This window comes from Amycolatopsis rhabdoformis (assembly GCF_035918295.1).
GTDB lineage: Bacteria > Actinomycetota > Actinomycetes > Mycobacteriales > Pseudonocardiaceae > Amycolatopsis > Amycolatopsis rhabdoformis.
Genome location: NZ_CP142149.1, coordinates 2,163,491 through 2,184,612, shown reverse-complemented (window position 1 = coordinate 2,184,612; position 21,122 = coordinate 2,163,491). Strand labels below are relative to the sequence as shown.

General features: G+C 72.1%; 24 protein-coding genes. 9 read left to right on the top strand and 15 right to left on the bottom strand.

Features of this window, described 5'->3' with window-relative positions; genetic code table 11:
• Window positions 1–49: 49 nt before the first annotated feature.
• The 7 genes from mftD to mftA form a co-directional block, all read right to left on the bottom strand.
• Window positions 50–1,243, bottom strand: a complete 1,194-nt coding sequence (gene mftD / locus VSH64_RS10225) for a pre-mycofactocin synthase MftD (RefSeq protein ID WP_326835287.1) — start codon at window positions 1,241–1,243, stop codon at window positions 50–52.
• Entirely contained in the window at window positions 1,240–2,646 is a 1,407-nt protein-coding gene (gene mftF, locus VSH64_RS10220; protein WP_326835286.1) for a mycofactocin biosynthesis glycosyltransferase MftF, read from the bottom strand. The genes mftD and mftF overlap by 4 nt, the downstream gene beginning before the upstream one ends.
• 181 nt (window positions 2,647–2,827) lie before the next feature.
• Window positions 2,828–3,607 (bottom strand): mycofactocin-coupled SDR family oxidoreductase, encoded by a 780-nt coding sequence (locus tag VSH64_RS10215; RefSeq protein WP_326835285.1) that lies wholly within the window; start codon window positions 3,605–3,607, stop codon window positions 2,828–2,830.
• Window positions 3,604–4,293: a mycofactocin biosynthesis peptidyl-dipeptidase MftE gene (mftE, locus tag VSH64_RS10210; RefSeq protein WP_326835284.1), complete on the bottom strand. Its 690-nt coding sequence runs from the start codon at window positions 4,291–4,293 to the stop codon at window positions 3,604–3,606. The genes VSH64_RS10215 and mftE overlap by 4 nt, the downstream gene beginning before the upstream one ends.
• Window positions 4,294–4,296: 3 nt before the next feature.
• The gene (mftC, locus tag VSH64_RS10205) at window positions 4,297–5,466 is read right to left on the bottom strand and encodes a mycofactocin radical SAM maturase (protein WP_326835283.1); all 1,170 of its coding nucleotides are present in this window, start codon (window positions 5,464–5,466) and stop codon (window positions 4,297–4,299) included.
• Window positions 5,466–5,753, bottom strand: coding sequence for a mycofactocin biosynthesis chaperone MftB (gene mftB, locus VSH64_RS10200; RefSeq protein WP_326835282.1), 288 nt, complete (start codon window positions 5,751–5,753; stop codon window positions 5,466–5,468). Before mftB ends, mftC begins: the two co-directional genes overlap by 1 nt.
• Window positions 5,743–5,838: a mycofactocin precursor MftA gene (mftA, locus tag VSH64_RS10195; RefSeq protein WP_326835281.1), complete on the bottom strand. Its 96-nt coding sequence runs from the start codon at window positions 5,836–5,838 to the stop codon at window positions 5,743–5,745. Before mftA ends, mftB begins: the two co-directional genes overlap by 11 nt.
• A 109-nt stretch (window positions 5,839–5,947) precedes the next feature.
• On the opposite strand from mftA, the gene mftR reads away from it, so the two are divergent.
• Window positions 5,948–6,583, top strand: coding sequence for a mycofactocin system transcriptional regulator (gene mftR / locus VSH64_RS10190; RefSeq protein WP_326835280.1), 636 nt, complete (start codon window positions 5,948–5,950; stop codon window positions 6,581–6,583).
• Between the two features lie 11 nt (window positions 6,584–6,594).
• On the opposite strand, the gene VSH64_RS10185 is transcribed toward mftR, so the two are convergent.
• Window positions 6,595–7,041 (bottom strand): DUF1772 domain-containing protein, encoded by a 447-nt coding sequence (locus VSH64_RS10185; RefSeq protein WP_326835279.1) that lies wholly within the window; start codon window positions 7,039–7,041, stop codon window positions 6,595–6,597.
• Between the two features lie 90 nt (window positions 7,042–7,131).
• Here VSH64_RS10185 and VSH64_RS10180 point away from each other — a divergent pair, with 90 nt between their 5' ends.
• The gene (locus VSH64_RS10180) at window positions 7,132–7,710 is read left to right on the top strand and encodes a TetR/AcrR family transcriptional regulator (RefSeq protein ID WP_326835278.1); all 579 of its coding nucleotides are present in this window, start codon (window positions 7,132–7,134) and stop codon (window positions 7,708–7,710) included.
• A 34-nt stretch (window positions 7,711–7,744) separates the two neighbouring features.
• Window positions 7,745–8,194 carry a hypothetical protein gene (locus tag VSH64_RS10175; protein ID WP_326835277.1) on the top strand — a complete coding sequence of 150 codons (450 nt, stop codon included), beginning with the start codon at window positions 7,745–7,747 and terminating at the stop codon, window positions 8,192–8,194.
• A 368-nt stretch (window positions 8,195–8,562) separates the two neighbouring features.
• On the opposite strand, the gene VSH64_RS10170 is transcribed toward VSH64_RS10175, so the two are convergent.
• Window positions 8,563–9,174: an NAD(P)-dependent oxidoreductase gene (locus VSH64_RS10170; RefSeq protein ID WP_326835276.1), complete on the bottom strand. Its 612-nt coding sequence runs from the start codon at window positions 9,172–9,174 to the stop codon at window positions 8,563–8,565.
• A gap of 148 nt (window positions 9,175–9,322) precedes the next feature.
• Between VSH64_RS10170 and VSH64_RS10165 the strand changes: the two genes are divergently transcribed.
• Window positions 9,323–9,838, top strand: a complete 516-nt coding sequence (locus tag VSH64_RS10165; protein WP_326835275.1) for a MarR family winged helix-turn-helix transcriptional regulator — start codon at window positions 9,323–9,325, stop codon at window positions 9,836–9,838.
• A gap of 335 nt (window positions 9,839–10,173) precedes the next feature.
• Here VSH64_RS10165 and VSH64_RS10160 read toward each other — a convergent pair whose 3' ends face one another.
• From VSH64_RS10160 to VSH64_RS10145, 4 genes are read right to left on the bottom strand one after another with little or no spacing between them, the layout of a single operon-like run.
• Window positions 10,174–10,947, bottom strand: a complete 774-nt coding sequence (locus VSH64_RS10160) for an HpcH/HpaI aldolase family protein (RefSeq protein WP_326835274.1) — start codon at window positions 10,945–10,947, stop codon at window positions 10,174–10,176.
• Window positions 10,944–11,849 carry a cupin domain-containing protein gene (locus VSH64_RS10155; RefSeq protein ID WP_326835273.1) on the bottom strand — a complete coding sequence of 302 codons (906 nt, stop codon included), beginning with the start codon at window positions 11,847–11,849 and terminating at the stop codon, window positions 10,944–10,946. Before VSH64_RS10155 ends, VSH64_RS10160 begins: the two co-directional genes overlap by 4 nt.
• A gap of 15 nt (window positions 11,850–11,864) precedes the next feature.
• Window positions 11,865–12,755, bottom strand: a complete 891-nt coding sequence (locus VSH64_RS10150) for a DUF6282 family protein (protein WP_326835272.1) — start codon at window positions 12,753–12,755, stop codon at window positions 11,865–11,867.
• Window positions 12,756–12,806: 51 nt separating this feature from the next.
• A complete protein-coding gene (locus VSH64_RS10145; protein WP_326835271.1) occupies window positions 12,807–13,775 on the bottom strand; it encodes an ABC transporter substrate-binding protein in 969 nt (322 codons plus the stop codon).
• 326 nt (window positions 13,776–14,101) lie between these two features.
• Between VSH64_RS10145 and VSH64_RS10140 the strand changes: the two genes are divergently transcribed.
• Genes VSH64_RS10140 through VSH64_RS10120 form a run of 5 tightly spaced genes read left to right on the top strand, consistent with a single transcriptional unit; the run spans window position 14,102 to window position 19,481 of the window.
• Window positions 14,102–14,899 carry an IclR family transcriptional regulator gene (locus tag VSH64_RS10140; protein ID WP_326835270.1) on the top strand — a complete coding sequence of 266 codons (798 nt, stop codon included), beginning with the start codon at window positions 14,102–14,104 and terminating at the stop codon, window positions 14,897–14,899.
• A 40-nt stretch (window positions 14,900–14,939) separates the two neighbouring features.
• Window positions 14,940–15,728 carry an ABC transporter ATP-binding protein gene (locus tag VSH64_RS10135; protein ID WP_326835269.1) on the top strand — a complete coding sequence of 263 codons (789 nt, stop codon included), beginning with the start codon at window positions 14,940–14,942 and terminating at the stop codon, window positions 15,726–15,728.
• A 27-nt stretch (window positions 15,729–15,755) separates the two neighbouring features.
• Complete coding sequence (locus VSH64_RS10130) at window positions 15,756–16,607, top strand: ABC transporter permease (protein ID WP_326835268.1); 852 nt, start codon at window positions 15,756–15,758, stop codon at window positions 16,605–16,607.
• The gene (locus tag VSH64_RS10125) at window positions 16,594–18,582 is read left to right on the top strand and encodes an acetoacetate--CoA ligase (protein ID WP_326835267.1); all 1,989 of its coding nucleotides are present in this window, start codon (window positions 16,594–16,596) and stop codon (window positions 18,580–18,582) included. Before VSH64_RS10130 ends, VSH64_RS10125 begins: the two co-directional genes overlap by 14 nt.
• Window positions 18,579–19,481, top strand: coding sequence for an LLM class flavin-dependent oxidoreductase (locus VSH64_RS10120; protein ID WP_326835266.1), 903 nt, complete (start codon window positions 18,579–18,581; stop codon window positions 19,479–19,481). Before VSH64_RS10125 ends, VSH64_RS10120 begins: the two co-directional genes overlap by 4 nt.
• Window positions 19,482–19,535: 54 nt before the next feature.
• On the opposite strand, the gene VSH64_RS10115 is transcribed toward VSH64_RS10120, so the two are convergent.
• The gene (locus VSH64_RS10115; RefSeq protein WP_326835265.1) at window positions 19,536–20,147 is read right to left on the bottom strand and encodes a hypothetical protein; all 612 of its coding nucleotides are present in this window, start codon (window positions 20,145–20,147) and stop codon (window positions 19,536–19,538) included.
• A 5-nt stretch (window positions 20,148–20,152) separates the two neighbouring features.
• The gene (locus tag VSH64_RS10110) at window positions 20,153–21,103 is read right to left on the bottom strand and encodes a hypothetical protein (protein WP_326835264.1); all 951 of its coding nucleotides are present in this window, start codon (window positions 21,101–21,103) and stop codon (window positions 20,153–20,155) included.
• Between the last annotated feature and the right edge of the window lie 19 nt (window positions 21,104–21,122).

The following is a 21,122-nucleotide window of genomic DNA, read 5'->3' as shown; positions in this document are numbered from 1 at the left end:
CGCGACGTCGCCGGCTGTCCGCGTTGCCTGGTGCGAGGCCCGCGGACGCTCAGCGAGTGGCCGCCCGGACGTCGGAGCCCAAGGACTGCGCGAATCCGTCCGGGGTCACCACGTCGTCGCGGCCGAGGTCGTGCACGGAGTGGTGGCCCAGGGCCAGCAGGGTGGAGTCGATGCCGTTGCGGAGGACGTCGAGGACGTTTTCGACGCCCGCCTGGCCGCCGGCGGCGAGGCCCCAGAGGTAGGCGCGGCCGATGAGCACGGCGCGGGCGCCGAGGGCCAGGGCCTTCACGACGTCGCTGCCGCGGCGGATGCCGCCGTCGAGGAGGACCTCGACCTGGTCGCCGACGGCGTCGGCGATGGCGGGGAGGGCGCGGATGGTGGCGGGGGTGCCGTCGAGGTTGTTGCCGCCGTGGTTGGACACGGACAGGGCGCTGACGCCGGCGTCCACGGCGCGGCGGGCCTCGTCGACCCGAATGACCCCCTTGAGCAGGAACGGGCCGTCCCACTGGGCGCGCAGCCAGGCGACGTCGTCCCACGAGGGCGGGGGCGTCTGCATCCACTGGCCGTAGGCGCCGAAGAAGGTGGGCGCGGTGCCGCCGGGCGGGGTCATGTTGGGCACGCTCAGGTCGGGCAGGCGGCGGGTGCGCGCGAAGCGGTAGAGCCAGCGCGGGTGGGTGAGGCCTTCGGGCGCGAAGCGCAGCAGTTCGCGCGGCGTGAGCTTGTCGGGGATGTGCGGGCTGCCCCAATCACGGCTGTGCGAGAACGACCAGTCGAGCGTGAGGATGATGCCGACCGCGCCGGCGGCTCGCGCGCGGTCGAGGCGGTGCAGGATGTCGTCGCGCGTGCCGGTCCAGTAGATCTGGAAGTAAGTGTTCGGGTTGGCCGCCACGACCTCTTCGATCGGCTTGCTGCCGAAGGACGACAGACCGATCGACGTGCCGCGCGCGGCGGCGGCGCGGGCCACGGCGACTTCTCCGTCGGGGTGCACGGCCTGCACGCCGGTCGGCGAGATGAGCACCGGCAGGGACACGTCGCGGCCGAGCACGGTGGTGGCGAGCTCGCGCTGCGCGTGGTGCGCCGCGGTGCGCGGGGCGAACCGCAGCTCGTCGAACGCGTTGAGGTTGTCCTGCAGCGTCAGGCCTTTTTCGGAGCCGGCGATCAGTGCCGAGTAGACGGACGCCGGCAGGCGCTTCTTCGCCCGGCGCTGGGCTTCGGCGACGGATTCGAACCAGGTGTTGCTCATCGGCGTTCCTTACGGTCGACGCGCAGCGGCCGCCACGCGACGCGCGGGCGCAGCGGGGCGGCGGTGCGGTGGGTGAGGCAACCGGCCCAGACGCCGGTGCCGTAGGCGAGATCGTCGGCGATCGCGGCCGCGCTGTAGCGCACCGGATCGAGATCGGGGCGGCGGCTGAGCCACCCGGCGAGCGGCGGGCCCAGCAGCAGCGACGCGGCGGCGAGCCGGTGGCGCCCGCCGACGGCCAGCACGGCGGCGAGCGCCGGGGCCGCGAACTGCGTGCTGTAGCGGCCAGTACCCAGCCACGTCTGATGTACGGCCGTCGCCATGGCGCGGGTCACGCCGTCGGTCGGGATGTCGCCCTGGCGCAGGGTTTCGCGCATGGTCAGCACGGCCCCGGCGAACCCGGCCGCGGCCACGAGCGGCCGGCGCGCCAGCAGCCCGGCCACGGTCAGCGCGGGCCACGGGTGCAGCACCAGCGGCGCCGCGGCGTCGGGGTGGCGCTGGGCCAACGGGGCCGCCGACGTGCCGTAGCGGAACCGGCGGGACAGCAGCCCGCGCCACGTGGCCGGTTCCTCGTGACCTAGGTGGGCGGACGGGTCGTACCGCACCCGCAGGCCCGCTTGGTGCAGGCGCCACACCAGGTCGACGTCTTCGCCGACGCGCATGGACTCGTCGAAAGCGCGGGTCTCCAGGGCCGAGCGGCGGACCACGAGAGCGGCGGTCGGAACGTAGGACACGCGTGTGCCGGGCACCACGCGGCCTTGGGCGCCGCCGAGGTCGAGGCTGCCGTTCGCGCGGGTGTAGCGCCCGGCCCAGGTGTCCGGCGCCAGCGGGAGGATGCGCGGGGCGATCGCGGCGAGCAGCGGGTCGGCGAAGTGCGCGGCGAGGCGGTCCGTCCACTCCGGACTCGGGACGCAGTCGCTGTCGAGGAAGGCGACCAGCTCGGCGCCCACGTGCTCGAGCGCGGTGTTGCGCGCGGCGGCCGGACCACCGTTGACGGTGCGGCGCACCAGTTTCGCGCCGTGTGCGGCCGCCACCGCGGCGATTCCGGCGGCATCGGCCGAGGCGTCGTCGACGACCAGCACGGGATGCCGGCCACCGAGCGCCTCGAGGCAACGCCCGAGCGCGGCGGCGCGCTCGTGCACGGGGACGACGATCGTGACGTCCGGTGGCGCGGCCGGCTCCGGGGGCACGGGGTGTGCGAGGCCGGCGTCGGTGAACCGCCGCGCGAGCGCACCGGTCGCGGGCGAGTCGACCGGGCCGTTTTCCAGAGTGCGCCAGGCTTTCTGCCCGGCGGCGGTCAAGCGCAGGACACGAGCCGGCGAGCCACCGAACCACAGGGCGTCGGTGAGCTGCTTCGTCCCGGGATCGAGTTCGACGCGGAACCCGACGGGCAGCGGAGGGATCACAGGACCAGCCCTCCGTCCACGGGCGCGACCGAACCCGTAATCCCGCTACTGTGCGGACCAGCGAGAAACGCCGGCTCCGCTTCCGTCGAACGGAGGACACGAGCTGGCGAGAGCAGGGCGTCAATGAGCTGCTTCGGCCCGAGATCGACTTCAGCCCATGACCCGACGGACAGCGGTGCGATCACAACGCCAAACCCCCATCCACCGGCACAACCGAACCCGTCATCCCGCTACTCTCCGCACCAGCCAGAAACACCAGCACCGCGGCGACCTCGGCCGGATCCAGCAACCGGGCCATCGGCTGCTGCGAAGCGAAAGCGGCGGCTTCCGGCAAGTCGTACAGCCGCGCGCTCTCCGCGAGAATCGGGGTATCGGTGGAGCCCGGACTCACGGCGTTCGCCGTCACACCGCTGTCGCCGAGTTCCGCGCCCAGCGCGCGCACCAGTCCGGCGACCCCGGCCTTGGCGGCACAGTACGCGGCGAGCATCGGCAGCCCGCGGGTCGCAGCCGCCGAGGCCACGGCCAGGAACCGGCCCGAGCGCGGGGCCGGCCGGCGCAGCAGCGCCGGGATCGCCGCGCGGGCCAGGTTCACGACGCCGCGCAGGTCGGTGTCGAGCACGGCGTCCTCCTGGTCCTCGGGCACCTCCCACAGCGGCCGGCCGCCGGCGATGACGCCCGCGGCGGCGATGGCCGCGTCGAGCCCGCCCCAGCGGTCCTCGGCTTCCGCGACCGCGGCGGTGAGCGCTCGGCGGTCCCGTACATCAGCGATCAGCGCGATAACGTTCGGGTGGTCGGCCACAGTGGACAGTTCCGCGGCGGTGCCCATCGCGTACGGCAGCGCGGGATCGTCGGCGGCGAGGTCCACGGCCAGCACCCGCCAGCCCTGCTCGGCCAGCAGCCGGGTGGTGGCCGCGCCGATCCCGCGCGCCGCGCCCGTGACGAGGGCGACGCGTGGACTCACCGGGCCACCGCCCCGAGCCAGGCGTCGACGTGGGTGAGCAGCTGCGTGTCGAGGTCCTTCCACAGCGTCTTGCCGTCCTCGGCCGTGGCGTGGGTCGGGTCGCCGAGGACACCGGTGTCGGTCACGGCGCGAACGCCGCCGGCGCGCAGCAGCGGCAGCACCTCGCGCAACGGCCGCTGGTCACCGACCACCGCGCGGGACAGGTGCACCACCTCGGGCCGCGACGCCAGCTGCAGCGCCGTTTCCGCCGCTCCGGCGTGCGGTTCGCCGGGCCAGCGTGGCTCGAACACGGACACGTCGCGCGACTCCGCGACGAGCGTGGCCGCCGCCCGGCGAACCGGTTCGCCGTTGCCGCCGTGGGCGGAGACGAACAGCACCCGGCCGAACGTCTCGGTGGCGGAGCGGCCCAGTTCGAGCAGGAGCAGCTCGGTCGCGGCCTGCCCGATCGAGAGCGTGCCGGCGAACCCGGCGTGTTCGCCACTGGACCCGTACGGCACGGCCGGCGCCACCAAGACATCCGGTCGCGTCGCGGCGAGGTGGTCGCACAGCGCGAGAGCGACGTCGGTGTCCGTGCTCAACGGCAGGTGCGGGCCGTGTTGTTCGGTCGCCCCGATCGGGACGGCCAGGATGGCCCCGGCCGCCGCGTGGCGCGCGGCGTCCGGGGACGTGAGGTCGGCCAGCCGCATCGCTCAGCGTCCGAGCCCCGCGAGCGGGCTCTCGTCGCAGGCCCGTTCGGGTGGCCGGCGCATCCCGATGGTCACCGGGACCGGGCCCTTGCGGTGCGAGTGGTCCAGCGACGGCTTCGGCGCGCTGCCCGGCGCGACACCGGCGAGCGCGAGCTCACCCTGGCCGCGCACGCACTCGGGGTCCGGGCCGTCGAGCGGCAGGCCGGTGAAGAACTTCGCCGCCATGCAGCCGCCGCGGCAGGAGTCGTAGGCCGAGCACGACGTGCACGCGCCGCCGGACTGCGGGCTGCGCAGCTCGGTGAACAGCTCCGAATCCCGCCACACGGACGCGAAACCGGCTTCGCGGATGTTGCCGGCGAGGAACGTGTCGTGGATGGCGAACGGGCAGGCGTACACATCGCCGACCGGGTCGACCAGGCACACCACCCGCCCGGCGCCGCACAGGTTGAGCCCCGGCAGGCCGCCGTCGCCGTAACCGGCGAGGTGGAAGAACGAGTCGCCGGTGAGCACGTTGTCCCCGTGCGCGACGAGCCAGTCGTAGAGCTCACGCTGCTGGCGCGCGGTCGGGTGCAGTTCGTCCCACACGTCGGCGCCGCGGCCCGAGGGGCGCAGCCGGGTCAGGCGCAGCTGGGCACCGTAGCGGTCCGCGATCTCCTTGAACGCGTCGAGCTGCCCGGCGTTCTGGCGAGTGACCACCACGGACACCTTGAAGTCCGCGAAACCCGCGGCACGCAAGCGTTCCATCGCCCGCAGCGCGGTGCGGTAGGAGCCGGGGCCGCGCACGGCGTCGTTGACGTCGGCGGTGGCGCCGTCGAGGGAGATCTGCACGTCGACGTAGTCGCTCGCGGCGAGCGTGCGCGCGACCTCGTCGGTGATCTTGATGCCGTTGGTGGAGAACTTCACGCCCACGTGGTGCTCGGTCGCGTAGTCGACCAGCTCCCAGAAATCGGGCCGCACGGTCGGTTCGCCGCCGCCGATGTTCACGTAGAACACCTGCATGCGCTCGAATTCGTCGATCAGCGCCTTGCACTCGGCGGTACTCAGCTCTCGCGGGTCGCGCCGCCCGGACGAGGAAAGGCAGTGCACGCACGAAAGGTTGCAGGCGTAGGTGAGCTCCCATGTGAGGCAGATCGGCGCGTCGAGCCCGTACTGGAATTCGTCGACCAGCGACATCACACGCTCCTCGGGCGGATCATCAGCGACTGGGCCAGCGTGGCCAGGGCCCGCTCGTAGCGCGGCAGGTCCGCCGCGGCCACGCCCGCCTCGGCACACGCGGCACGCGCGCTCGGCTGGCCAGGCAGGGCTCGCACGACGGCGAGCAACGTCGGGTTCTTCAGGAACGACAGACGGCGCGTGCCGAAGTGGTAGAGCAGCGCGCCGAACCGCTCGGGCCGGACGGACACCCGGGAGTCGAGCTCCCAGGCGCCGTCGAGCTCGAACGGCGCGAGGTCAGTAGACACCGCACATGCCGTCGATCGAGACCTCTTCGACCAGCAGGTCTTCGGCCAGGTCGTCGGACTGGGCTTCGGCCGGGTTCTCGTTCATCCGTGACTCCTTCGGCACGTTCTCCGATATTCGACACCATGTGACGAATATCGGGCAGGGTAACGTCACCCGGTGACGGAATACAAGGCTCTCGACGAAACGGCACCCGATGAGCGCTGACGACACCAGCCCCCGACCCCGCCGCGGCCGCCCTCCGGGCACGAGCGCCCGCGAGCTGGAGGTGATCGCGCTCAAGCTGTTCGCCGAGCAGGGCTTCCACGAGACGACCGTCGACCAGATCGCCTCCGCCGCGGGCGTCACGAAACGCACGTTCTTCCGGTACTACGACACGAAATCCGACGTGCTGTGGAACGAGTTCGATCGCGAGGTGACCACGATCCACACGCTGCTCGCCGCGATGCCCGACGACCTGCCGGTGCTGGAGGCCGTGCGCCGCGCCGTGCTCGAGGCCAACCACTACAGCGCCGAAGACGTGCCCGAGCTGCGGATGCGCATGAGCCTGCTCAGCACCGTGCCCGACCTCGCCGCGAGCGCCACCATCCACTACGACGCGTGGGAGCGCGCCATCGCCGAGTTCGTCGCCCGCCGCACGGGCCAGCCCACCGAGTCGCTCTACCCCCTCGCGGTCGGCCGCTCGGTCCTCGCCACCTGCCGCGCGGCCTACGAACGCTGGTCCGCCCGCGCCGACGCCGACCTCACCGTGTACCTCGACGCCGCGCTGCAGGCCCTGGCGGCCGGCTTCGCCGACACCGTGCTGGTCACCGAGCCGGACCCCGCCCGGTAGCCCCCTTCGGGTCAGGCGCGGGCGACGACGAGCAAGGCGAAGGCCGCGATGATCACGGCGACACGGGGGTAGTGGAACCGGTCCCAGCGGTGCATCTGCTCCTTCCAGTCCTCGGGCCGGTTGTCGGGGGTCCACGTCTTGCCCTGGTTGTTGATCGGGACGAGCAGCGTGATCGACATGACCACGCTCACGAGCAGGAGCCCGGCGGCGATCACGACGAGGCCGCTGCCCGGTTGCCGCCATTCGGTGACGGCCCAGATCGCGCTCAGCACCAGCGAGCCGATGTACCAGAACGGCATCACGGCGCCGAGCATCCGCCCGCCGTGGGCGCGGCCGAGCTGGGTGCTGTCGGCGGGGAGCCCGTCGAGGATGGGGTTGATGACGAAGGCGACGGAGAACTCCACGCCCACCATCAGGCCGACGACCACGACGGTGACGACCTCGAGTGCGCTCAGCATGGTGACCTTCCCGATGTCTAGTGTTGCTAGCGAATGAGGCTACGCTAGTACTACTAACGCTCGATTGTCTAGCGGTGCTAGGATCAGGTCATGTCGGTACAGGAACGCAAGCAGCGCGAACGGGCGGACCGCGAGCGCCTCATCGTCGCGACGGCTCGGGAGCTCGCCGAGCAGCAGGGCTGGGACGCGGTGACCACGCGCCTGCTCGCCCAGCGCATCGAGTACAGCCAGCCGGTGCTCTACAGCCATTTCCGGGGCAAACGCGAGATCATCGGCGCCGTCGCGCTCGAAGGCGCCGCCGAAATGGCCGCGGCGCTGCGGGCCGCGACCGCCGCCGCGGACGGTCCGCGCGCCCGCGTGACCGCGCTGGCCCGCACCTACCTCGCGTTCGCCGAACACAACCCCGCCGTCTACGACGCGATGTTCCAGCTCGACGGCGGCCTCACCTTCGCGGAGGACGACACGCCGGAACCGCTGAAGGACGCCTTCGCCGCCTTGCTGGAAAGCCTCGGCGAGGTCGCGGGCGAAGGCGTCCACCCCGGACTGTTCACCGAAGTCTTCTGGGCGGCGCTCCACGGCCTGGCCACCCTGACCCGCGCGGGCCGGCTGCCACCGGAGCACACCGCGCAGCGGCTGGAGCTGCTGGTGGATCGGCTCGCCGTGCTGTGACGCGATTGTCGAGCTCGGGCGCGAGAATGCGGGGGTGGACGACGAGGCGAGACGGGCCGTGGTGGCAGCGTTGATCCGGCTGGCGGAAAGTCCCGACCACCGCGACCGGGCGGAGGCGGGCCGGGGCCTCGCCGGTTTCGCCGAACGGCCGGAAGCCGTGGCGCCACTGGTGACGCTCGTGCTCGACGAGAAGAACACGTTCGTCACCCGGGCAACCGCGCAAGCGCTGCTCCGGCGGCAGGATCCGGCCGGGTTCGCCGTGGTCGCCGCCGCGCTCTCCGCCGCCGGGCCCGGCCACGCCGACTGGATCGGCACGGCGGTGCACGACGTGTTCGGAGTGTCCGCCGAGGACCGGGACTCCGCCGTGGCCGCCTGTACGACTTTGGGGCGGACCGCCGACGAACAGGTGCGGCGTGGGGTGGATCTGGTGATCGAGCTGCTCGCCGAGAGCGACCCGATCGTTCATACGGCACGGCGCGACTGATCGATCAGTGCGGAGTCGCGGCAGGACAACTCCTGCCGGTCATCCTCCGAGGCTTGACGGTGCCGCTGCGGGGATGTCAGCCGGCGGTCGCCGCCGGCGCGCAAGGATTCCATCCCCGAGGCTCGATGGTGTTCGCACTACCGCAGACACGACGTCGGCGCCCACGGCATCGGCGACTTTCATCCCCGAGGTTCGACGGGGAACCTGGCCGCGCCGCCGCAGCCGGCGGTGGCCACCGGCGCGCAAGAACTTCCATCCCCCGAGACGCGACGGTGTTCGCGCCACCGCAGACAGGACGTCAGCGCCGACGGCATTGGCGCGCAAGAACTTCCGTCCGCGAGGCTCGACCGGAACCCGGCCGGGCCGCCTCAGCCGGCGATGGCGACCGCGCGAGCGAAGGTGGCGCGATCGTCCAGGGCGGCGAGCAGCCAGGCGGCGACGTCGGTCCGGGTGATCGTCGAGCGGGCGCGCAGGGTGGCCGAGTCGGGCAGCGCGGTGGCGCGACCCGTGGCGCGGCCGTTGGACAGCCGGACCGCGTGCGCGATCGTCCACTCCAGACCGCTCGCCCGCAGGAGTTCCTCGGCGGCCGCCTTGTCGCGCACCATCTCGTCCATCGCCAGCTTCGACATGAACCCGGCGGGGCCGCTGAGCCGGTCACGCACCACCAGGAACGACGACAGCACCACGATCCGGCGGACCCCGCTCACGGCGGCACCGGCGAGGATCGCGCGGGTCGCGTCGGTCATCACGCTGCCCTTGGTGGCGCCGAGCGTGCTGATCACCGCGTCCACCCCGGACATCGCCTCGCCCACATCGTGGGGATCGGTGGCCTGGCCGGCGACGACTTCGAGCGACCCGGCACGGCCGGACAGCTTCTCCGGCGAACGCACCAACGCCCGCACCCAGTGACCGGCGGCGAGCGCCTGGTCGACGACGAGCTGGCCGGTCGCACCGGTTCCGCCGAGCACCAACACCTTCATCACGTTCTCCTCGTGGTCGGCGTGGTGCCCGCGGACCGCGAGCTGACTTCACGCTTGAACTCAGCGTAGGGACCGTTGACTTCAAGCTGCAAGTCAATCCGAGTGAAGGTGACTTCAATCATTAACTGTCACGAGGTACAGTGACACCATGACGAAGGCCGACGAAACCCCTTGGCTCACCGACGAAGAGCGCGTCGCGTGGTTCACGCTGGCGAGTCTCGTCACCCGCCTCGACACCGCGCTGGACACCCAGCTGCGCCGCGACGCCGGCGTGCGCCACTTCGACTACGTCGTCCTCGCCACGCTCTCCGACGCGCCCGAGCGCACGATGCGGATGAGCGAACTCGCCGCGCTGGCCTCGGGCAGCCTGCCCCGCCTGTCCCAAGTCGTCACGCGGCTGGAGGCCAAGGGCTGGCTCCGCCGCACACCGGACCCCACGAACGGCCGCTACACCCTCGCCACCCTCACCGACACCGGACACGCCGCCGTCACCGCCGCCGCCCCCACCCACGTCCGCGAAGTCCGGCGGCTGGTGTTCGACCCGCTCACCAAGGCCCAGGTGCAGCAACTCACCTCGATCGGCCAGCGCATCATCCACGCGATCGACCCCACCGACCGCTGCCCCGTCACTCCCCCGCCCGCAGCACCGCCCACGGACGGCTGACGAGCGGGTGGCTCCCGAAGCCGGGAGCCACCGCACACGATGCGTCAGCCGGTTTCCTCACGCACAGCCGAAACACCACCGGTCGGTTGCGGACAAGCCCGGCAGGGCCCCGAAGCCGGAGACCTCCGGACACGATGGCCACACGCCCGTTCCCGCCCGCCCGATGCACCACCGGCCGACACCCACTGGCCGGCGACCCCGAAGTCAGCCAAGCCGGGAGCCAACGCGCACCGTGATCAGTCCGACCGATGCCCCGCCAGCGCCAGAAGCACCACCGACCGGCCCAGTCGACCAGCCGGTGGCTCCCGAAGCCGGGAGCCACCGCTCAAGATGCGTCAGCCGGCTTCCTCACGCACCGCAGAAACCAGCCGCACAGCCGCACTAGCCAACAACGTCGCATCGTTACCGGACAACACGAAGTCAGTGCCCTCCGCGAAGGCAGCGCGAGCCGCTTCCGGCGCCGGCCCGAACGCCAGCCCGAAGGCCTTCCCCGCCTCGGCAGCCGCCGCGCGGGCCGCCGCGATGCAGTCGCGCACCCGAGGTGAGCCCGTGGTTTCCCCGAGCGAGAGCGACAGATCGGCGGCCCCGACGAAGAGCGCGCTCACCGCCGGGAGCGCGGCGATCCGGGCGGCGTCGGCGATGCCGCTCGCGGACTCCAGTTGCACCACCAGCATGGCCTGGGTGCGCCCGAAGTCGAGGTACTCCGCGGTCGAGCGCAGCCCCCACAGTCCGGCCCGGCTCGTGCCGCCGGCGCCGCGGATGCCCTCAGGCGGAAAGGAAAACGCGCGCGCGATCGCCTCGGCCTCGGCGAGGGAGTCCACGCGCGGCACGAACAGGCCATGGGCACCGGCGTCGAGCACCTTCTGGATGAGCGCCGGCGAGTGGTCCGGCACGCGAACGAACGGCACCATCCCGTTGGCGGACGCGGAGTTCACCAAGCGGTACACCGTCTCCAGCGACAGCGGCGCGTGCTCCATGTCGACCACGACGAAGTCGAACCCCGCGTGCGCCAGGATCTCCGTCGGCTCGGGGGCGGCGAGCTTGACCCAGGTGCCCAACGCCTGCCCGCCGGGGCGCACCACGGCGCGGGGCGAGAGCGGGGCCGTCATCGGGGGTAGTCCTCGGCGTTGAGCACCCAGCCCGCTTTCGCCGAGAAGTCCTCGCGCGGCGGGGAAAAGATGTCGATCAGCACGTTGCGCCCGGCGCTTGTCCCGGCCGAGGTGTGGATCGTGGGCGGCGGGATCACCGCCAGAGACGGCGACCCCATGCGCACGTGTTCGTCCTCGCGCCACTGCGCCTGGTCGGTCAGCCACGGGGTGCGGATGTGGTGCACCCACGTGCCCCCGGTCGCCAGGGAGTACTGCTCGAAGTCGTCGTGGTGGTGCGGCGAGAGCTTCGCCGGGTCACGCGGGCCGTCCTGCTCGGGCAGGAGGTTGATCATGAACGACCGGGTCCGGTAGATCCGCCCGAACCGCTCGGGCGAGATCGGGTGGTCCGCGGCGGGGTACACCCGCACCCGCGGCGCACCGACCGGCTCCGGCCACGGCTCGGCCGGCGCGACGCGCGGGTGCGGCTCGGCATAGGCCTCGGCGTTCGCCGCCCGCTCGGCCCACCCCGGCTCGTCGGCGCGCACCAGCAGCACCACGTCGCCGGTGCCGGCGTTGTCGATCCGCACCGCGCCGGGCGGGATCACGACGATTCCGTGGCCCGCGGCGTCGGTGGCGGCGCCGTCCCAGGTCACGGTCACGGCCGCGGCGTCCGAGGTCAGGACCAGGGCGGTCTCGGAAGCGAACCGCGTGTCCACGATCGGCCCGGGCGCCCGCGCGGCGACGTAGTGCACGACCGCGTTCTGGCCGCGCGTCGTCCACGTCCGGCCCGCCTCGGACGCGGTGCCCGGGCCGGCACCGAAGTCGAAGTACTGCGCGGCCGCGATCGGCCTGCTGCGGTCCATACCGGCCATCACGGGCAGCGACCGCCGGGGGTCGGCGTGGTCGGTGGTAGCGGTGGTCATCGGGGTTCCTTTCGGTCAGACGTCGAGCTGCAGCAGGTACGCGGGGTTGTGCACCACCATCTGCTGCAAGTCCTTCTCCGGCAGTCCGAGGTCCAGCAGCGCGTCGGCCGTGGCGATCCACGCGTCGACCGGTGGCGGCTGGTTGCGCTGACCGAGGTCGGACGCGAGCACGACGTGGTCGGGGCCGTGGCGCGAAATCCACTCCATCAAGGTCTCCACGGGGAACAGCGCGTCGCCCAGCCCCGGCCGGTACATGCCGATCTCGTGCTCGATGAACGCCCCCATCCGCACGTACTCGTCGCACAGCTGCGGCTCGGCGCCGATCACGAAGTTGGGGTGGCTGATCACGAGCCGCCGCATCCCCAGCTCGTTCGCCTCCTGGAAGACCCGCCGGATGTACTCCGGGTACATGTGCCCGCCGTTGAGCACGGCCCCGCTCTCCCGGATGATCGACAGGACCTCGCGCGTGGCCGCGGTGAGGTCGCCGCCCGGCGTCACGACGTCGATCCGTTCCAGGGTCAGGGGAATGGTCGCCGTCGGGAAGTCGCCGCCTTCCGGGTGGCACTCGATGTGACGCCCGGAGCTGATCGTCGGGAACCAGACGACCTTCCCGCCCATGTTGAGGCACATCCGCACGGCGTGCGGGTTGATGCCGCCGACCATGCTGTTGAGCGCGATCCCGCCGAAGACCTGCGTCGGCACGTCCGTGAGCCGGTCGGCCTGGGCGAGGATGTCCATCACGGTGTTGTGGTGGTGGGATTTCGCGACCATCGCGCGCATCCCGAGCCGGTCCCAGCCGTCGCGCGCGGCCTCGTGGTGCAGGAACCGGCGGGGAAACGGGCTCGGCCCGGAGTGGGTGTGCATGTCGATCAGCCCGTGCAACGCACGGACGGCAGCTTGCGACATCTCAGGGAACTCCTCGGGATCAGGGGGGCTCGGCGGTCAGGGGGCTCGGGGTCAGGGAGCGAGGGCGTGCAGGTCGGCGGCCCGCACGGACGCGATCGCCGGGGCGAGCTTGTCGGTGAGCACCGCGTCGACCGGCGGTTTGCTCGTGATGAGCCCGGCGGTGGCCGCCCAGTCGATGAAGGCGCTCATCTGCTGGGGCGCCATCGAGGTCCACGCGGTCGAATCGGGATCCGAGGTCAGGAACCCGAACCGAGCGGACACCAGACGGGCGTCGTCGGCCAGGGCCTTCGCCTTGTCCTGGCCCGGACCGGGCCGGGTCTCCGGCTGGGCTTCCCATGCCCGTTTCACGACGTCCTCCGGGTGCAGTCCGGAGTACACGTACGCCTTGGCCAGCGCGCGGCCGAACCGTTCGTACAGGCCCTGGTCCCGGGCGAGGTCGGTCGCGCGCGCGGCCAGTCCCCCGCCGAACAGCCGGTCCATGCCGGGCACGGGGACGATCGTGGTCGCGACGCCGGCGTTGGCCATGGTCTGGTACTGGGTGTCCCACATGGCCAGCGCGTCGACCCGGCCCTGCTGGATCGCGCTGAGCTGCTGCGCACCGACGCCGATCGGGACCACGGTCACGTCCTTTTCGGACAGACCGGCGGCCGCGAGTGCCGTGCGCAGGAAGGTCACGCCGGTGCTCGCGGCGTTGGTGACGCCGATCCGCTTGCCCTTGAGGCCGGCGACCGAGGTGATCCCGGAGTCCTCGAGCGCGGCGAGCTGGTAGATGAAATGGCCGTAGTACGGCATGAAGTACTGCAGGCCCGCGTTCTTCTGCGCCGCGATGACCACCGGCTCGGGTGTGGCGACGGCGATCTGCACGCCGCCGCCGATGAGCTGCTGCACGGCCTCGGTGCCCGATTTCGCGAGCACGTACTCGACTTTCAGGTGTTCCTGGCCGAAGTAGCCGAGCTTGTCCGCCATGAGGAACGGAGCCAGCTCAGGTGACCACGAAGGCGAGGTGATGGCGACGGTCACCGTCGCCGAACCGTCGCCGGGAGAGCCGGTCGCACTGCACCCGGCGAGGACGAGGGCCGTCGCCGCGACCGTGGCACACGACCTGAGAAACGTTCGGAGCATTGGGGACCTGCCTTCGTCGGGAGGACGCCCGCGATGCGGAGAGGTGGATGGAGGAGGGCGATCACCGCCCGAACGGGATGATCGCATTACGAACTGTACGTTCGCGATGCGGATTGTCAAGAGACACTTTGGCTCGCACCGGCGGAAGAAGTCCTTGTGATCGGGAAACGATGGCCCTAATATCGCCACAACCTGTTCGCGATACAAACACTCAGAGGTGGTCCATGACGGGGTCCTCCGGTGGCGCCGCGTCGGCCGGCGACATCCAGGCGGTCAGCCGGGCCGCCCAGATCCTGGCGCTGTTCAGCCCGGAACGGCCGCTCGTGACCGTGGCGCAGGGAGCCGAGCTGCTGGGGCTCAACCGCACCACGGTCAACCGTTACTTCCTGTCCCTCGAGGCAGCCGGCCTCATGCAGCGCAACCCCGACCAGCCGACCGCGTACGAGCCGTCGCGGCTGCTGTGCCAGCTCGGCGCGTTCGCCCTGTCCCGGCAACGGGTCACGGAGATCGCGCCGCCGCTGATGCGGGACCTGGCCTCCGAAAGCGGGCTCACGGTCACGATGGCGCTGTGGGGCTCGGTCGGCCCGGTCGTGGTGCACGTGGCCGAGCAGTACTTCGGCGGCGCCTCGGTCTCGGTGCGCGTCGGCTCACAGCTGGGCATCGACACCGCCCAGGCGCAGGTTTTCCTGGCCTACCACCAGGATCGGCTCCTGGCCGAGCGGCTCCTGGGCGCGGCTCCTCGTGATGTGCGCGAAGGGCTGGAGCGCAAAATCGACCGGATCCGCACCGACCACGGCGGCAGCCGCGTGTCGCTGTTCGGCGTGAGCATCTTCGCCGCGCCGGTGTTCGACGTGCGGGGCATCTGCGCCACCATCGCCGTGCTCGGCACGAGCGAGCTGCTGCCCATGGACGGCTCCCGCGTGCACCACGACCGGCTCTTGCGCACGGCCCGCGACATCACCGACCGCATGGGCGGCACGTGGCCCGAGCCCGGCGCACCGCGGGGATCCGCCACCGCCTGAGCCGCATCCCTTCTCCCCCCACCCCCACCAGGAGTCACCGATGACCACTGGCCCGAACTCCGCCGCGCTCGCGTTGCGCGGAGTCGAGAAGATCTACCCCGGCAAACGCGGCGGTGAAGTCGTCGCGCTGAGCGGGATCGACCTGGCGATCGAGGACGGCGAGTTCGTGTCGATCGTGGGCCCCAGCGGGTGCGGCAAGAGCACGCTGCTGAAGATCGTGCTCGGCGAGACGGCGCCGACCGCGGGGCGGGTGGAGTTCGGCGAGAACCCGGCCGCCGGCCGCCACCGGCTGGGCATGGTGTTCCAGAAGCCGCTGCTGCTGCCGTGGCGCACGGTGCGCCAGAACCTCCTGCTTTCCCAGGACCTGAACGGAAAACCGCGCTCACCCGAGTCGGTCGAGCGCGCGACCGGGATGCTCGCGATGCTCGGCCTGGCCGACTTCGGCGACCGCTACCCGCAAGAGCTCTCCGGTGGGATGCAGCAGCGCGTGGGCATCGGCCGGGCGCTGCTGCACGACCCGCGGATCCTGATGATGGACGAACCGTTCGGGGCCCTCGACGCGATGACGCGTGACCAGCTGGGCATGGACCTGCTGAAGATCTGGGAACGCGACCGCAAGACCGTGGTGTTCGTGACCCACAGCATCCCCGAAGCCGTGCTGCTGTCCGACCGGATCGTGGTGATGAGCCCGCGCCCGGGCCGCATCGACGAGATCATCGAGGTCGGCCTGCCCCGTCCGCGCCGGCTCGAGGACATCAACACCGCCCGCTTCGGCGAGATCGCCGCGCACATCCGCCGGCTCCTCGACTCCGAGTACAGCGCGCACTGAGCGCCCGTGGCCGCGAAGGGACCTGCCATGACCACCTCCTCCCCCACGACCGCGCGCGGTCCCGGTGACGTGCTCACCGCCACCGCGCCGCGGCGGCATCCCCTCTCGGCCCTGCCGGGCTGGGTGCTGTCCTCCTGCCTCGCGCTGCTGCTGCTCGGCGCGTGGGAGGCCGTCGTCCGCGTCTTCTCGATCTCGCCGCTGCTGGTACCCGCGCCGACCGCGGTGGCCCAAGCTCTGATCGCGGGGCTGGCCGACGGCACCTTGCTCGCCCACACCTGGGTCACGCTGCAGGAGATCCTGCTCGGCTTCGCCGTCGCGGTGGTCGCCGCGATGGTGCTCGCCTTCCTGGTGACCCAGTCCCGGCTGGTCGACAAGGCGTTCTTCCCGCTCGTGGTGACCACGCAGACCATTCCGAAGGTCGCGATCGCGCCGCTGCTGCTGATCTGGTTCGGCACGGGGATGACCTCGAAGGTCGTGACCACGGCACTGCTGGTGTTCTTTCCGTTGCTGGTCAACGCGATCCTGGGCCTGCGCGCGACCGACCCCGAGCAGATCACGATGTTCCGCTCGTTCGGCGCCACCCGCTGGCAGATCTTCCGCAAGCTGCAGGTGCCCACCGCGCTGCCGAGCATCTTCGCGGGTTTCGACCTCGGGGTGGTGTTCGCCGTGACCGGCGCGGTGGTGGCGGAGTTCGTGGGGTCGACCGAGGGCCTCGGCTACGTCATCCAGGCCACCAACTTCACCCTCGACGTGGCGACCACCTTCGCGGTGCTGGTGATGTTGTCGGTGATCGGACTCGTGCTGCACGCGCTCGTCGTCGGCATCGGACGGCGCGTCGTGTTCTGGTCGGCCGAGGAGCGCAGTGGTGCCGAACGCTGACCCCGACCTCATCTGGTCCGTCGACGAGACCCGGGTCGGCCCGACCCGGATGGCGGACTTCACCGCGTTCGCCGCGAAGCGCCACGGCGTCCCGCTCGCCGATTACACCGCGCTGCAACGCTGGTCCGTCGCCGACCCCGACGCGTTCTGGGCCACCGTGTGGGAGTGGTTCGACGTCCGCGCTTCGACGCCGTACGAGCGGGTGCGCTCGGGCCCGCGGATGCCGGGCACCGAATGGTTCGCCGGCGCGACCCTCAACTACGTGGACCAGGTGCTGCGGCACACCGACGCCCCGGGTCCCGCCGTCGTCGAGATCCTCGAGTCCGGCGCGCGCCGCGAGATCGGCCGGCCCGAGCTCGCGCGTCAGGTGGGCGCGTTCGCCCGCACCCTGCGCGGGCTCGGGGTGCGGCCCGGCGACCGGGTGGCCGGTTACCTGTCCAACTCCGCGCCGGCGCTCGTCGCCTTCCTCGGCAGCGCGGCGGTCGGGGCGGTGTGGGCCGGCTGCGGGCCGGACCTCGGTGGGGAGACGGCGCTGGCCCGGCTGGCGCAGCTGGAACCGGTGGTGCTCGTGGGCACCGGCCGGTACCACTTCGCCGGCAAGGCGCACGACCGCGAGGCGGATCTGGCCCGGCTGGTGGCCGGGCTGCCGTCGCTGCGCGCGGTCGTGGTCGTCGACGACCTCGGTGAACCGCGATCGGAGCTGCCCGCGGACACCGGCCCGCGGGTGGTGCGGTTCGAGGACACGATCTCCGGCGACGGCGCGCTCGTGACCGAGCAGGTGCCCGCCGGCCATCCGTTGTGGGTGCTGTTCTCCTCCGGCACCACCGGCATTCCGAAGGGGATCGTGCACGGGCACGCCGGCGTGCTCGTGAGCCATCTGGTGGCGCTGGGCCTGCACTCCGATCTGCGTCCCGGCGATCGGTACTTCTGGTACACGGGCACGAACTGGATGCTGTGGAACATGGTCGCGTCGGTGCTGCTCGTCGGCGCCACGCCGGTTCTCTACGCCGGTTCGCCGACCTACCCCGACGCGGACCGGCTGTGGGAGATCGTGGCGAGCGAGCGCGTGCGCTACTTCGGCACCAGCCCCGGGCACCTGCGCCTGTCGGCCGACGCCGGTCTGACCCCGGGCCGCACGCACGAGCTTTCCGCGCTGCGCACCATCGGCGTCACCGGCTCACCGCTGTCGGCGAACCTCGCCCGGTGGACGGCGGACGTGACCGGGCCGGACGTGCAGGTGGTCTCGTCGAGCGGCGGGACGGACGTCGTCGGAGCGTTCCTCTCCGCGGCGCGGTCCCTTCCCGTCCGCGCGGGCGAGATGCCGGCGGCCGCGCTCGGGGTCGCGCTGGACTCCTTCGACTCCGCCGGCCGGCCGGTGCGCGACGAGGTCGGCGAACTCGTGGTGACCGCCCCGATGCCGGCCATGCCGCTGTACCTGTGGAACGACCCCGACGGCAGCCGGCTGCGCGAGGCGTACTTCGCCACCTACCCCGGCGTCTGGCGCCACGGCGACTGGCTCACCCTGACCTCGCGCGGCACCGCGATCATCCACGGCCGCTCGGATTCCACGCTCAACCGCCACGGCGTGCGGTTCGGCAGCGCCGACATCTACGACGTGGTGGAGGCGCTGCCGGAGATCAGCGAGGCCCTCGTGATCGGCGCCGAAATGCCGGACGGGTCGTACTGGATGCCCCTGTTCGTGGTGCTCACCGAAGGAATCCTGGACGAGCCGCTGCGCGAACGGATCCGGACCGCGTTGCGCACCAAGGCTTCCCCGCGCCACGTCCCGGACGAGATCCGGCAGGTGCCGGCCGTGCCGCACACCCGGACCGGCAAGAAGGTCGAGGTGCCGGTGAAACGCATCCTGCAAGGCGCGCGGATCGACGCCGTGGTGAGCCGCGGCGCCGTCGACGACCCGGCGTTGCTCGACTTCTACGAGCAGCTTCGCGAAGACCGCCTCGGCGCCGCCCGGTGAGTACAGCGGGCCTGCGCTCCGCGGGACTGCGCCTCGACACCCTCGACACTGGCACGGCACTGCTCACCCCGGTCGTCGAGGGACCGCCCGACGCGGCCCGCGCGTTCCTGAGTGACGCCGAAAGCGCGGGCGTCGGATCCTTCTGGCTGGGCGAAATCCTCGGCCGCGAAGCGTTCACGGCCGCGTCGCTCGCCCTGTCCGCCACGCGGAACGCCGTGGTGGTGAACGCGGTGGCACGCTCGCTGGAACGCCCGCCGAAGTCGGCCGCCGGCGCGCAGGCGCTGCTGTGGGACGACCACCCGGGCCGGTACCTGCTCGGCCTCGGCGTGAGCGGCGCGGCGCGCGACCGCGGCCGCTCCCCCGTCGCGTTCCTGCGCGAATACCTCGACGAACTCGACCACCACCTCACCCGGCTGCGTCCCGACCTCCCGAGGCCGCCCCGCATCATCGGCGCCTATTCGGCCGGGCTCACCGCGCTGGCGGCCGCTCGCACCGAGGGCGTCGTGACGTTCCTGGTGCCGGCCCACACCCACTGGGCACGGCAGCAGCTGGGCTCGGCGCCCTACCTCGCGGTGGTGCAGTGGGTGCTGTTCTGCGCCGACCCGGTCCGCGCCCGCTCGACGATCCGCGACCGGCTGGCCTACTACCTCACGCTGCCGCACCAGCAGGCCAAGTTCCACCGGCTCGGCTTCACCGCGGCGGACACCACCGCCCCGGGCTCCGACCGGCTCGTGGACGCCCTGTGCGCCTGGGGAACCGTCCCCGACGTCCTGCGCCGCCTCGACGCCCACCGCGCGGCCGGCGCCGACCAGGTCGTGCTCGGCCACCTCGACCCACCCGGCGATGCGCTGCTCACCTCGTTGGCCGAGGTGACGGCGACGAGTTCCGGACCGCGGTGACGACCGCGGTCCGGAACTCGTGCTCCGCACTCTCGTCGGGTGCGGGAACCCGGCTCAGCCCGCCCCGTGCCGAGGCACCCGCGCCGCCGCCGTGGTCGCCCGGTCAGCCGAACGCCGCACCGGCACCGTCGCCAACACGAGTGCGCACCCCGCCAGCACCGGCACCGCGTTCTTCGCCACCGCGGCGCCGCCGACCGACGTCAGCATCGCCAGGAAGAACGCGGCCAGCACCACAGCCGACGCCCGGCCCGCCCAGCGTCTGGCCACCCCGCTGAGCAGCCACCCGCACAGGGCGACCTCGGTGGTCGTCGCCCCCACGGCGAGCGGTGCGACGAGCGCGTGGGGCAGCCAGGGCACGAGCGTGCCGGTGTAGGTGGTGAACGCGCTCCAGTCGCCCCAGGTCACGCCACTCGTGCCGGGGTCGCCGAGCAGGCCGAACCGGTCGGCGACCGCGCCCCCGAAGTCGGCGGCGAGCAGCACCGCCGTGAGCCACCCGAGGGCGACCGTGCGTTTCCGCAGCACTGCCGCGGTGGTCAGCGCCACGGCCGAAAGGGCGACCAGCAACGGGATCGGCCCCGGCGGTGTGCCGGCGATCGCGTACGCGACCTCGAACACCACCCCGCCGACCACGACGACCGCACCCGCCCGGAGTTCTCGTTCGCTCATCGGGATCAGCGTTCGAGGGTGTCGGACAACAGGACCGTCATCGCGTCGTCGCTCAGGCGCGAGCCGTCCCACACGGTCGTGAGGCGGCTGATCTTGCGCGCACTGTCGAGTTCGAGCGCCACGACGCCGTGGTCGGCCGGGGTCGCCGGGTTGATCCATTCGTAGCCGCCGCCGCGCGCGCTGCCCACCGTGTGCCGGATGGTCGTCCCCGGCCCGTACGGCAGCCGGCGAAACGCCCGCTTCACGTAGGCGTCGATCGCGAGCGCACCGACGAACGTGCTGTGCAGCGTGAGATCCTCGAACGTCGCGTCCACAGTGAACAGTCCGGCGGTGTCACCGGACGCCAGCGCCGCGGTCAGCCGCCGGGCCACGTCCCGCAGCGCCGGCGAAGACCGGTCGGGGATCACGTCTTCACCGAACGTCCGCGGGAACTGGGCGTCGGGCACGCGAGCCGCGTTCGTGGCGGCGATGCCGAAGTGCCGGCCGTCGGAGTAGTCGACCTGGCGCACGACCAGGCCGTCGGTGAAGTCGAGCGCGGCGATCACGCGTCCCTCATGCCCGAAGAGCTCCGGGGAATCGGTGAACTCCACGATCGCGCTGCGCTCGTCGCCGAGGACGCGGGTGGCGTAGCTGCGCGCCGTGGCGGGCCACGTGGGCATGTACTGGTCGAAGATCGCCTTGAGCGACCCCCACGTCGGCAGGTACCAGCCGAGCGTCGCGTCGGTGTAGTACATCGGGCGCCGGGCGAAGTGGCTCATCGTGCGGGCCACGTTCCGGCTGGTCTTGTCGCGGAACAACGCCGTGACCTGGCGGGCCAGCTGCGGGGTCGCGTGGCTGAGGTCCAAGACCGGGCCGATGCCCGAGGGAGTGGCGAAGGCGGGCGCGGTGCCGGCCACCGCCGTCGCGGTGAGCGCGCCCAAACCGGCCAGCGCGCTGCGTCGGGTCAAGGGATTCATGGCATCTCCTCTTCGGCGG